Genomic DNA, 12,513 nt, shown 5'->3' with positions numbered 1-12,513 from the left:
TTGAACTCGGCGCTATAGGCCTCATGCTTCTTGCCAAGCGCGGCTTCTCCATGCTGCCGCCACGCGCTGACCCAGCGCTGCAGCACCGAGCGGCCTATTCCGTGCTTCCGGCTCAGTGTCCCAGTCCCAACTCCCCCGGACAAATATTCSTGAACCACCTGGCGCTTGAACGCCTCGTTGTACTTCGCCATGAAAAACACCCCAAAGGTTGAACGGGTGTCCAACTTTTGGGGTGCAGTTCAGAAGGAGCCTTAGTTCGCACTGCTAATCGGACCTCTTTGCTTTTCAGCTATCAGCGCACTCGGGCGCAAACCTCTTGCGAGGCGGAGCTGACACGCGGCTTTCGCCGTTCCGTTCATATGCCAACGCCACGACGGTAGCCCGATCGGCGCCGGCTCGCAAGCCGGGCGTTGCGCTCACGCCGCGAAGCGGTAGCCGACGCCGACTTCGGTCAGCAGGTGGGCCGGCTGGGCGGGGTCGGATTCGAGTTTGTGGCGCAGGTGGCCCATGTACACGCGCAGGTAGTGGCTGCTCTCGGCGTGCGATGGGCCCCAGACCTCGCGCAGCAGTTCGCGGTGGGTCATCACCTTGCCGCGATGGGCGATCAGCACCGCCAGCAGCCGGTATTCGATGGGGGTCAGGTGCACGGGCGCGTCGGCACGCGTGACGAGGCGGTTGGCCAGGTCCACCTGCACGTCGCCGAAGGCGATGGTTGGTGTGCCCTGAGGGTTGGCGCGCGCGTGGCGGCGCAGCAGCACGCGCACGCGCGCCACCAGTTCGCCCACGCCGAAGGGCTTGGTCAGGTAGTCGTCCGCGCCGGCGTCGAGCGCGGCGATCTTGTCCGCTTCCTCGGTGCGCGCGGACAGCACCAGCACCGGCACCTGCGTCCACGTGCGCATCTCGCGGATCAGCGTCATGCCGTCGCCGTCGGGCAGGCCGAGATCGAGGATCACCACGTCCGGCTGGCGCGTGCCGGCATCGATCAGCCCGCGCTTGAGCGTCTCCGCCTCGTGCACCGTGCAGCCCTCGGCCTGCAGCGATTCCCGCACGAAGCGCCGGATATGGGGCTCGTCCTCTACCAGCAGGACGGTCGGCGAATAGTCGAATGGCATCTCGGTCAGGGTTCCGTCCTGGCGGTCAGGTCGCTCAGGTCATTGAGGTCTTGGAGGGTTTCCGGCTCGATGTCCGGCGGATTGCCGCGCGGCAGCGCGAGCGTGAAGCGCGCGCCATGCGGCGCCGCGCCGTGCACCGGCTCCACCCAGATGCGGCCGTCGTGCGCCTGCAGGATGGCATCGCACACCGCCAGGCCGAGGCCCACGCCCGCCGTGGCGGACTCGTGCGCGCCGCGCGTGAATTTCTCGAAGATCCGGCGCTCCTGCCCGGCCGGCACGCCGGGGCCGTCGTCCTCGACAAACACCTGCACCATCTCGCCGGCCACGGCGCCGCCGATGCGCACCGTCGTGCCCGGCGGCGTGTACTTGGCGGCGTTCTCGAGCAGGTTGCAGAGCACGCGCTCCACCAGCACGGCGTCGCACTCCACCAGCGGCAGCGCCGCCAGCCCCGACACCTGCACCGGATGCCCCGCCAGCGCCTCGCGCATCGCCGCCAGCGCCGCGCCCACCAGTTCTTCCATCGACTGCCAGCCGCGCGTCAGCGACACGTCGTGCCGCTGCAGCCGCGCCATGTCGAGCAGATTCACCACCATCGTCCGCATGCGGTGGGCCTGGACGCGCATCGCGTCCACGGTGGCCGCCACATCGGCCGGCAGCGGTGCCCGCGCGAGCGACTCGGCCATGCCGATCAGCCCGGTCAGCGGCGTGCGCAGGTCGTGCGACACCGCCGCCAGCAGCGAACTGCGCAGCTGCTCGGATTCGATCGACACCAGCGCCTGCTGCGCCACCTCCACATAGTGCAGCCGCTCGATGGCGATGGCGATCAGCGTGGCGAAGACATCGGCCTGGCGGCGCAGCGCGGGGTCAGCCAGCGCGCCCCAGTCATGCGGCTCCACGGCCAGCACGCCGCGCGTCTGCATCGGCGCCTTCAGCGGCAGGTACAGCACGGTGCTGCCCGGCAGCGTGTGGGTGCCGGTGCCGGCCGCCTCGCCGTGGTCGAAGACCCACTGGGCCAGCACGGTGTCGATGGCTTCGCCCTTGGTGGTCCGACCTTCTTTTGGACTTGTCTCATTGACATCCGCCACCGGAAGCAGCCGGCCCGATGCCGAGACAAGGAAGAAGGAGGCGTGGGCGTCGAACGCGGCACGCAGGAAGCGCCCGCCAATCTCCACGATCTGCTGCGTGGTCAGCGCCGCCGACAGCTCGCGCGCCAGTTCGTAGAGCGTGCGGGCGTCGGTCTCGCGCCGCACCGCCACGCTCGCCTGCTCGCGCAGACCGGCGGTGAGCTGGCCGATGACCAGCCCCACCGTGAGCAGCACCACGAAGGTCAGCAGGTACTGCACGTCGCTGACGGCGAACGAGAGCCGCGGCGGCACGAAGAAGAAATCGAACGCCCCCACCGACAGCACCGACGCCAGCGCCGCCGGCCCCCGCCCATGGCGCAGCGCCACGCCCACCACGGCGGCCAGGAACAGCATGGCGATGTTGACGATATCGAACCAGGGCCGGGCGACTGTGGAAAGCAGTGTGGCCCCGGCACACCAGACCACGGACCAGACATAGTCAAGCCGGCGTGCGCCCCCCTGGGCCGGGCTCTGCTCGGACTCGGCGCCGGCCGGCAGGCTCTGCGCCGCCGGCAGCGGTGCCGCGCGGGTGGTGTCCGCCGCCACGCGGATCACGTCGATTTCGGGGCAGCCAGCCGCCAGCGCATCGGCAAAGGTCTGGCGGCCGATCAGCCGGTTGCCGGCGCCCAGCACCGGCGACAAGGCGCGCCCCAGCAGCATGCGACCCTGCTCGAGCCATCCGCCTTCGTACTGCCAGTCGGTGCGCGCGCGGCCCACCAGCACCTTGGTGAGGTTGTGGCGGCGCACGTAGCCGGTGACCGCGCGCACCATGTCGTGCCCGGCCAGCGTCTCGGTGCGGGCGCCCAGTTCCTCGGCCAGCCGCATCGCCGCGCGCACGCGCGTGCGTACCTCGGCGGAGAGCGGCACCAGCCGGGGCGTGGCAATCGTCACCACGTGCCAGTCGCAATCGAGCTGGCTGGCCAGCCGGCGCGCGCTGCGCACCACCTGCTCGGCGTCGTCGCCGGTGCCGATGCAGGCCACCAGCGCCTCGCGCGTGCGCCAGACCGGTTCGATCGACTGGGCGTCGCGATAGGCGCGCACATCGTCATCGACACGATCCGCCGTGCGCCGCAGCGCCAGCTCGCGCAGCGCGATCAGGTTGCCCTTGCGGAAGAAGTTGCGCGCGGCGTGGCGCGCCTGCTCGGGCAGGTAGACCTTGCCCTCGCGCAGGCGGCGCAGCAGTTCGTCGGCGGGCAGGTCCACCAGCACGACGTCGTCGGCATCGTCGAACACCGCGTCGGGCACGGTCTCCCAGACCCGCACGCCGGTGATGCCGCCCACGGCCTGGTTCAGGCTCTCCAGGTGCTGCACGTTGACCGTGGTCCAGACGTCGATGCCGGCGGCCAACAGTTCGGCGATGTCCTGCCAGCGCTTGGGATGCCGGCTGCCGGCGGCGTTGGTGTGGGCCAGTTCGTCCACCAGCACCAGCGCTGGATGGCGCGCGAGCACGCCATCTAGATCGAATTCCTTGAGGACGCGGTCGCGGTAGGGCATTTCGCGCAGCGGCACGATGTCCAGCCCGGCGACCAGCGCCTCGGTCTCGGCACGGCCGTGGGTCTCCACCACGCCCACCACCACATCCACCCCCTGCGTGCGCAGCGCGCGGGCGGCGGTGAGCATCGCGAACGTCTTGCCCACGCCGGCCGAGGCGCCGAAGTACACCCGCAGCTTGCCGCGCCCGGCGCGCGCGCCCTCCTCCTGCATGCGTTGCAGCAGGGCGTCGGGGTCCGGGCGGTTATCGGCGAGGGTCATGGTAGAGGGGGCGGTGGGACGGATTCTGCCACGGCGCCAGCGGCCGTGGGCTGGCGCATCCATTCCCTCAGGCGCCCCGCTTCGCCCCATCCAGCGCAAGGTTCAGCTTCAGCACATTCACCCCGGGTTCGCCAAACACGGCCAGCCCCGGGCCTTCCGTGTTCGCGGCGATCAGCGCCTCCACCTGCGCCAGCGGCAGCCCGCGCAGCCGCGCCACGCGCGCGGCCTGGTAGCGCGCTGCCGCCGGGCTGATGTGCGGATCGAGGCCGCTGCCCGAGGCCGTTACCAGATCCACCGGCACCGGCGCCTTGTTGTCGGGGTCGGCGGCCTGCAGCGCCTCGATGCGCGCCCGTGCGGCATCGGTCAGCGCCGGGTTGCTCGGGCCGAGGTTCGAGCCCACCGACGCCGCCGCGTTGTACGGCATCGGCGCCGTGGCCGACAGGCGGCCCCAGAAGTACTTCGGCTCGGAAAACGGCTGGCCGATCAGCGCCGACCCCACCACCTTGCCGTTCTGCTCGATCAGCGAGCCGGCGGCCTCGTGCGGAAACACCGCACGGGCGATGCCGGTCACCGCGCCGGGATACAGCAGCCCGGTCACCACCGCCAGGCCGACGAACAGCGTCAGCGCCGGCCGCAGCAGGCCCGGCTGGCGGGGTAGGTTGTTTGCGGGGGCGCCCATGGCGGCCTTCGTTTGCGTAGTCATGCGTATTTCTCCTGGAAGGCTCGGCTCAGACCCAGCCGAACAGCGTCAGCAACAGATCGATCAGCTTGATCCCTGCGAACGGCACGATGATGCCGCCCAGCCCGTAGATCAGCAGGTTCCGGCGCAGCAGCACGGCCGCGCCGAGCGGGCGGTAGACCACGCCGCGCAGCGCCAGCGGAATCAGGGCGACGATGATCAGCGCGTTGAAGATCACCGCCGACAGGATCGCGGACGCCGGCGTGGACAGCCCCATCACGTTCAGCAGGTTGAGCTGCGGATACGTGGTGGCGAACGCCGCCGGAATGATCGCGAAATACTTGGCCACGTCGTTGGCCACGCTGAAGGTGGTCAGCGAGCCGCGCGTCATCAGCATCTGCTTGCCGATCTCGACGATCTCGATCAGCTTGGTCGGATTGCTGTCCAGGTCGACCATGTTGCCGGCCTCGCGCGCTGCCTGCGTGCCGCTGTTCATGGCCACGGCCACGTCGGCCTGGGCCAGCGCCGGGGCGTCGTTGGTGCCATCGCCGGTCATGGCGACGAGGCGGCCTTCGCGCTGGTACTCGCGGATCAGCGCCAGCTTGGCTTCGGGGGTGGCTTCGGCCAGGAAGTCGTCCACGCCGGCTTCCGCCGCGATCGACGCCGCCGTGAGGCGGTTGTCGCCGGTGATCATCACCGTGCGGATGCCCATCCGGCGCAGTTCGCCAAAGCGCTCGCGGATACCGGTCTTGACGATGTCCTTGAGTTCCACCACGCCGAGCACGCGCACGCTGTCTTCGGTGCCCTCGGCGATGGCCTCCGCCACCACCAGCGGCGTGCTGCCGGCGCGCGCCACATCGTCCACAGCCTGCATCACGGCGTCCGGGAACTTGCCGGCGCGATCGGTCACGTAGCGGCGCACCGCATCGGCGGCGCCCTTGCGCACGCTGCGCACGTGCACCCCATTAGTGACGTCGACGCCACTCATGCGGGTCTGCGCGGTGAAGGGCACGAACACGGGCGCGTCCAGGCCCTTGCCACCCATCTCGGGGACGGTGGCGTCGGGCTGCTGGCGGGCCAGGGCCACGATGCTGCGGCCTTCCGGCGTCTCGTCAGCCAGCGACGACAGCCACGCGGCTTCGGCCAGCTGGCGCGGGGTCACGCCCGGCGCGCAGATAAAGCGCGCGGCCTGGCGGTTGCCGTGCGTGATCGTGCCGGTCTTGTCGAGCAGCAACACGTCCACGTCGCCGGCGGCCTCCACGGCCCGGCCGGACGTGGCGATCACATTCGCCTCCATCATCCGGCTCATGCCAGCCACGCCGATGGCGGACAGCAGGCCACCAATCGTGGTCGGGATCAGGCACACCAGCAGCGCCACCAGCACCGTCACCGAGACCGGCATGCCGGCCTTGGCCACCATCACGCTATATAGAGAGAACGGTTGCAGCGTGGCCGTGGCCAGCAGCAGCACCAGCGTCAGGCCCACCAGCAGGATGGTCAGCGCCAGCTCGTTGGGGGTCTTCTGGCGCTTGGCGCCTTCCACCATGCCGATCATGCGATCGATAAAGCTCTCGCCGGGGTTGGCGGTGATGCGCACCACGATCCAGTCGGACAGCACGCGCGTGCCGCCCGTGACCGACGAGAAATCGCCGCCCGACTCGCGGATCACCGGCGCGGACTCGCCCGTGATGGCGGACTCGTCGACCGAGGCCACGCCTTCGATGACTTCGCCGTCGCCGGGGATCATGTCGCCGGCCTGGACCAGCACCACGTCACCGCGGCGCAGGTCCGTGGCAATGCGGGCCTCCGTAGCGCCTTCGGCACGGATGTTGGTCCGGCCCGGGCGCAGCACGCGTGCCGTCACCGTGGTCTTCAGCCCCCGCAGCGCGGCGGCCTGCTGCTTGCTGCGGCCTTCGGCCATGGCTTCGGCGAAGTTGGCGAACAGCACCGTGAACCACAGCCAGATGGAGATGGCCAGGATGAAACCGGCCGATTCCCCACCCGGCGCGGGGTTGAACAGCGCGCGCAGGAACAGGATCGACGTGAGCACGCTGCCCGCGTAGACCACGAACATCACCGGATTGCGCAACTGGGCGCGCGGCGACAACTTCCTGAAGGCGTCGACGATGGCCGGCTTGACCAGCTCGGGCGCGAACATGCCGCCCCGGGCCGGCACCTGACGCGGGGTGCGCGCCACCGAAGTGCGCGTCACCGTAGTGTCTTGCTGCATACGATTCTCCACGATTACCGGGCCACCGCCTGGACGGCGGCCGGGATGTGCTGCAACTGCTCGGCCACCGGGCCCAGCGCCAGCGCCGGCACATAGGTCAGCGCGCCCACCAGCAGGACCGAGCCCACCAGCAGCACCACGAACAGCGGGCCGTGCGTCGGCATGGTGCCGGCGGTAGGCGGGGTACGGCGCTTGGCGGCCAGCGAGCCGGCCATCGCCAGCACCGGCACGATGATCCAGAAGCGGCCGAACCACATCGCCGCGGCGAGCAGCGTGTTATAGAACGGCGTGTTGGCGGAGAGGCCCGCGAACGCGCTGCCGTTGTTGTTCGCCGCCGACGAGAGCGCATAGAGGATTTCCGAGAAACCGTGCGTGCCGGGGTTGAACACCCCTGCACGGCCGCCCTCGGTCATGACCGCGATGCCCGTGCCCACCAGCACCAGCAGCGGCGTGACGAGGATCGCCACGGCGGTCATCTTCATCTCGTAGGCTTCGATCTTCTTGCCGAGGTATTCCGGCGTGCGGCCAATCATCAGCCCGGCGATAAACACCGCCAGCACGGCGTAGACCAGCATGCCGTACAGGCCCGAGCCCACGCCGCCGAAGACCACTTCGCCCAGCTGCATCAGCAGCATCGGCACCAGCCCACCGATGGCCGTGAAGGAGTCGTGCATGCCGTTCACCGCGCCGCACGACGCCGCCGTGGTAATCGTCGCGAACAGGGACGTCGCCGAAATGCCGAAGCGCACTTCCTTGCCTTCCATGTTGCCGCCGGCCTGGAGCGCGGAGGCCATGTGGTCGATACCCAGCGACGTCAGCGCCGCGTTGACCTGCTGCTCGGACACCACGGCGGCAATCGCCATGACCACGAAGATCACGGTCATCGACGCCAGCACCGCCACGCCCTGCCGGCGGTCACGCACCATCTCGCCGAAGGCGAAGCACAGCGCCGCCGGGATCAGGAAGATGGCTAGCATTTCCACGAAATTCGTGAACGGCGTAGGGTTCTCGTACGGGTGCGCCGAGTTGGCATTGAAGAAGCCGCCACCGTTGGTGCCGAGCATCTTGATGGCTTCCTGCGACGCCACCGGACCCATCGCCAGCGTCTGCGTGCGGGTCTTGACGTCCTCGGTCACGGGCTGCCCGGCGGTGTCGAGCACGGGCTGGCCGGCTGCGTCCACCTTGGGCTGGGTGTAGGAGAGTTCCGAGACCAGCGTGGCGTCCTGGTAGCGGTCGAAGTTCTGGATCACGCCCTGGCTGACCAGCAGCAGCGCGGTGATCAGCGACAGCGGCAGCAGCACATAGAGCGTGGTGCGCACCAGATCGACCCAGAAATTGCCGAGCGTGGCGGCGCCGTGCCGCGCGAAGCCGCGAATCAGCGCGAACACCACCGCGATGCCGGTGGCCGCCGAGACGAAGTTCTGCATCGTCAGCGCCAGCATCTGGGTGAGGTAGCTCATCGTCGATTCACCGGCGTAGCCCTGCCAGTTGGTATTGGTGACGAAGCTGATGGCGGTGTTGAACGAGGAATCGGGCGAGACCGCGCCGAACGCCTGCGGGTTCAGCGGCAGCATGCCCTGCAGGCGCTGGATCGCGTAGACGAAGACCACGCCGAGCACGTTGAAGACCAGCACAGCGAGGGCGTACTGCTTCCAGCCCATCTCCGCGTCGGCGCGCACGCCGGCCAGGCGGTAGAGCGCGCGCTCGAACGGGCGGCCCCAGGCGGTCAGGCGATAGTCGCCCTCCTCCAGCGCGCGGCGCATGTAGCGGCCGAGGAACGGCGCCACTGCGAACAGGACCGCGAGGTACAGGACCAGCAGCCCGATGAATGGTGTGGACAACGGCGTGGACATCAGAATTTCTCCGGCCGGAACAGGGCAAAAAGCAGATAGAGGAAGATCGCGGCGGCCAGGGCCCCGCTCAGGATGTCGGTCCAGTCCATCAGCGCCCCCGCTCGTCGTCCGTCTGCCGCGCAGACGGCGGGTTGGCGCCCAGCGCGGCGCACAGTGCCAGCAGCGCGCCAGTCAGCGCGCCGAAGGCCAGCAACACGAGGAAATAGATCCCGTCCATACAAACCCCAAATAGGAAAAACGTGAAGGATTCACGTTGACATCACGTTCTGGAGATTAGGGACGGCGGGGTAAAAACGGGGTAGAGAGCGGGAGGAGGGGTGTAAAGAAGATATAAAAACGGCGCCAACCCCAGGCGTGGCGCCGTTTTACAGCCATGGCAGCCATGACCGGCAATGCGGGCGAGGCTAGATCCAGCCTGCCCGGTGCAACTTGCGCCAGAGCCAGGCGCAGGCCGTGGCGGTCACGCCGATGACCACCGGATAGGCGTAATGGAGCTTCAGCTCTGGCATAAAGCTGAAATTCATGCCGTAGAGGCTGAAGATCACGGTCGGCACGGCGAGAATGGCGCCCCAGCCGGCCAGCCGCTTGACCACCTCGTTCTGGCCCACCGTAACCAGCGCGAGGTTGACCTGCACGGCCGTGGTCAGCATCTCACGCACCACGTCCAGCGTGCGGACGATGCGGCTGGCATGGTCCTCGATGTCCCGGAAATAGGCGCGCAGCTCCTTCGGCACCAGTTCCTCGTGCAGCCGGATCAACTGGCTGCAGATGTCCTCCACCGGGTAGACCGCATTGCGCAGCCGCAGCACCTGATGCTTGACCTGGTACAGCCGCTCGATGGCGGCACGGTCGAACTCGTCGCGGAAAATGTTCTGCTCGAGCGCATCGAAGTTGTCCTCCAGCCGGTTGACGATGGGCAGGTAGTGGTCCACCACGAAGTCCATCAGCGCATAGAGCACATAGCCGGGGCCGTTGGCCAGGCCATGCGGGTCGCTCTCGCAGCGCTCGCGCACCGGGGCGTAGGTTGAGCTGACGCCGTGCCGCACCGAGACCACGTAGTTCGGGCCGACGAACAGGTGGGTCTCGCCTACCACCACCTCCTCCCCGACCAGCTGCGCGGTGTTGAGCACCACGAAGACCGAATCGCCGTAGGTTTCCAGCTTGGGCCGCTGGTGGGCGTCCAGCGCGTCCTCCACGGCCAGGTCGTGCAGCCCGAACGCCTGCTGGACCTTGCGCAGCAACGCCAGGTCCGGTTCGTGCAGGCCCAGCCAGACAAAGGTGCCGGGGTCGGCCAGCACGCCGGCGATGGCGTCGAATTCGACCGGACCGAGCTTCTTGCCGCTGCGATAGGCCGCGCAATTGACGATGGCGCCCATGGGAACTCCGTTGTCGAGATGCGCAATCGTAACAAGAGCGTCACCCTTTATGCGAGCGCAAGCGGCATCGCCCGCCACTTTAGCGGTGCGATCCGGCCCCGAAGCCCCGCATCGGGCACGTTCGGGGCCGGGTTCGAGAATTGTTACAGTTCGCCGGAGAACCGACGTTAGAATGTGGCATTTCCACGGTCACCGACTATGTCTCAGAAGAAATCGCCACGCTTCGAGCTGCGCAGTGGCAACGTCGACGCCCTCCTTCTCGCCCTCAAGACCGCCGACATCGACGCGTTGCGGGACGATCTCCTCTCCCGCTTCGAATCGACCCCCGATTTCTTCTCCAATGACGTGGTTGCGCTGGACCTGCGCCGCCTGGAAGGCGATAGCCCCCTGGCGCTGGACCGCGTAATCGACACGCTTTCCACGCTGCGCGCCCGGGCCATTGGCGTGGTGGCGCGCGACGACCAGCGCAGCTGGGCCGAAACCTTCGGCCTGCCGCTGCTGGAAAGCCAGAGCCGGCGTGGCGGCCGGGACGAAGCGGCCCCGGCGGCCTCGCCCGCCCCCGCCGCCAAGGCCGCCGACACCCCGGAATCCACTGCCGCCGAGGCCCCGCCAGTCAACGGCACGGCCTCGGATATCGCCGAGATCATGGCCGCCGCCGCCGCCCCGCGCGCGGTGCCGACCCTGCTGATCGACAAGCCGCTGCGCTCCGGCCAGCAGATCTACGCCCAGGGCGACGTGGTCATCCTGGACCTGGTCAGCTACGGTGCCGAGGTCATCGCCGAAGGCAACATCCATATCTACGCCCCGCTGCGCGGCCGCGCGCTGGCGGGTGTCAAGGGCAACCCGGACGCGCGCATCTTCTGCACATGCCTGGAACCCGAGCTGATTTCCATCGCCGGCATCTACCGGACCGCCGAGCAGACGCTCCCGGCCGATGTGCTCGGCAAGTCGGCCCAGGTGCGCCTGGCCGACGAAAAGTTGATTCTCGAACCGCTGCGGATGAAATAACCGCGCTAACCCATCGGTACGGCCGGCCCGCCCGGTACGAAATACCCTGCACCCATACTGGACCATAGAGCCATGGCAAAAATCATCGTTGTGACCTCCGGCAAGGGAGGCGTTGGCAAGACCACCACCAGCGCGAGCTTCGCCGCCGGCCTGGCCCTGCGGGGCCACAAGACGGCCGTGATCGACTTCGACGTCGGCCTGCGCAACCTCGACCTGATCATGGGTTGCGAGCGCCGTGTGGTGTATGACCTGATCAACGTGGTCCAGGGCGAAGCCAACCTGAACCAGGCGCTGATCAAGGACAAGAAGTGCGAGAACCTGTTTATCCTGCCGGCCTCGCAGACGCGGGACAAGGACGCGCTGACCCGCGACGGCGTGGAGAAGGTCATCAACGGCCTGGTGGACATGGGCTTCGAGTTCATCGTCTGCGACTCCCCGGCAGGCATCGAGTCCGGCGCGCTGATGGCGATGTACTTCGCCGACGAGGCGCTCGTCGTGACCAACCCGGAAGTCTCGTCCGTGCGCGACTCGGACCGCATCCTCGGCATCCTGGCCTCGAAGACCAAGCGCGCCAGCGAAGGCGGCGAGCCGATCAAGGAGCACCTGCTGATCACGCGCTACAACCCGAAGCGCGTGCACGGCGGCGAAATGCTGTCGCTGACCGACATCCAGGAAATCCTGCGCATCAAGCTGATTGGCGTGGTACCGGAATCGGAAGCCGTGCTGCACGCGTCCAACCAGGGCACGCCGGCCATCCACCTGGAAGGCAGCGACGTGGCCGACGCCTATGGCGACGTGGTGGACCGCTTCCTGGGCAAGGACAAGCCGATGCGTTTCACCGACTACCAGAAGCCGGGCCTGCTCTCGCGCCTCTTCGGTAACAAGTAAGGAGGACTCATCCCATGTCGATCCTGTCCTTCCTGCTGGGGGAGAAGAAGAAGTCAGCGTCGGTCGCCAAAGAGCGGCTGCAGATCATCCTCGCCCATGAGCGCACCGGCCATTCCGCGCCGGCCGATTACCTGCCGGCCCTCCAGCGCGAACTGGTAGCCGTGATATCCAAGTATGTGAAGATCAGCGACCAGGACCTGCGCGTCAGCCTGGAGCGCCAGGACAACCTCGAAGTGCTCGAGGTGAAAATCGAAATCCCGCAAAACTGACCGCTTTCGGCATTTTCGGTATTCGCTTTTCGGTTTTCGGTTTTCGGATTAATTCGAGTTTCTCGGTCCTGAACGGCGCCCGGATACCTTCCGTGCGCCGTTATTCCATTATCTAAGGGATAACCCGCCCCTCTCAAGTAGGGGCTTTATGCATTGCAGCAACCCTCCGCGTGGTGGTTGCGATCGCGCCTGCACACCCGCCCCACCGCTCGCCGTCCCACG

General features: G+C 68.0%; 12 protein-coding genes. 3 read left to right on the top strand and 9 right to left on the bottom strand.

Annotation, left to right across the window (positions count from 1 at the left end; all coding sequences use genetic code 11):
• The 9 genes from AB4120_RS23815 to AB4120_RS23775 form a co-directional block, all read right to left on the bottom strand.
• Positions 1–191 (bottom strand): transposase (locus AB4120_RS23815; RefSeq protein WP_441642919.1); only part of this gene is annotated, 191 nt, incomplete at its 3' end.
• Positions 192–416: 225 nt separating this feature from the next.
• Entirely contained in the window at positions 417–1,112 is a 696-nt protein-coding gene (gene kdpE / locus AB4120_RS23810; protein WP_149136975.1) for a two-component system response regulator KdpE, read from the bottom strand.
• Positions 1,113–1,117: 5 nt separating this feature from the next.
• Positions 1,118–3,988, bottom strand: coding sequence for a sensor histidine kinase (locus AB4120_RS23805; RefSeq protein WP_149136976.1), 2,871 nt, complete (start codon positions 3,986–3,988; stop codon positions 1,118–1,120).
• Positions 3,989–4,055: 67 nt separating this feature from the next.
• Positions 4,056–4,691: a potassium-transporting ATPase subunit KdpC gene (gene kdpC, locus AB4120_RS23800; RefSeq protein WP_441642918.1), complete on the bottom strand. Its 636-nt coding sequence runs from the start codon at positions 4,689–4,691 to the stop codon at positions 4,056–4,058.
• A gap of 25 nt (positions 4,692–4,716) precedes the next feature.
• A complete protein-coding gene (kdpB, locus tag AB4120_RS23795; RefSeq protein WP_149136977.1) occupies positions 4,717–6,897 on the bottom strand; it encodes a potassium-transporting ATPase subunit KdpB in 2,181 nt (726 codons plus the stop codon).
• A gap of 14 nt (positions 6,898–6,911) precedes the next feature.
• A complete protein-coding gene (kdpA, locus tag AB4120_RS23790) occupies positions 6,912–8,738 on the bottom strand; it encodes a potassium-transporting ATPase subunit KdpA (protein WP_187645191.1) in 1,827 nt (608 codons plus the stop codon).
• An 11-nt stretch (positions 8,739–8,749) separates the two neighbouring features.
• Entirely contained in the window at positions 8,750–8,839 is a 90-nt protein-coding gene (gene kdpF, locus AB4120_RS23785; protein ID WP_092291198.1) for a K(+)-transporting ATPase subunit F, read from the bottom strand.
• The gene (locus AB4120_RS23780) at positions 8,839–8,967 is read right to left on the bottom strand and encodes a hypothetical protein (protein ID WP_255370702.1); all 129 of its coding nucleotides are present in this window, start codon (positions 8,965–8,967) and stop codon (positions 8,839–8,841) included. The genes kdpF and AB4120_RS23780 overlap by 1 nt, the downstream gene beginning before the upstream one ends.
• Positions 8,968–9,154: 187 nt before the next feature.
• Positions 9,155–10,126: a magnesium and cobalt transport protein CorA gene (locus tag AB4120_RS23775; RefSeq protein ID WP_149136979.1), complete on the bottom strand. Its 972-nt coding sequence runs from the start codon at positions 10,124–10,126 to the stop codon at positions 9,155–9,157.
• 198 nt (positions 10,127–10,324) lie between these two features.
• Between AB4120_RS23775 and minC the strand changes: the two genes are divergently transcribed.
• From minC to minE, 3 genes are all read left to right on the top strand, one after another.
• Positions 10,325–11,134: a septum site-determining protein MinC gene (gene minC / locus AB4120_RS23770; RefSeq protein ID WP_149136980.1), complete on the top strand. Its 810-nt coding sequence runs from the start codon at positions 10,325–10,327 to the stop codon at positions 11,132–11,134.
• A 72-nt stretch (positions 11,135–11,206) separates the two neighbouring features.
• Entirely contained in the window at positions 11,207–12,022 is an 816-nt protein-coding gene (gene minD / locus AB4120_RS23765) for a septum site-determining protein MinD (protein WP_144202627.1), read from the top strand.
• Between the two features lie 14 nt (positions 12,023–12,036).
• Positions 12,037–12,291, top strand: coding sequence for a cell division topological specificity factor MinE (gene minE / locus AB4120_RS23760; protein WP_011296252.1), 255 nt, complete (start codon positions 12,037–12,039; stop codon positions 12,289–12,291).
• Positions 12,292–12,513 lie beyond the last annotated feature (222 nt).

The sequence above is a fragment of the Cupriavidus sp. 2KB_3 genome (genome assembly GCF_052115685.1).
Classification (GTDB): Bacteria; Pseudomonadota; Gammaproteobacteria; order Burkholderiales; family Burkholderiaceae; genus Cupriavidus; species Cupriavidus campinensis.
Note: the sequence above shows the minus strand (reverse complement) of the source record. Positions and strands in the feature narration are given on the sequence as shown.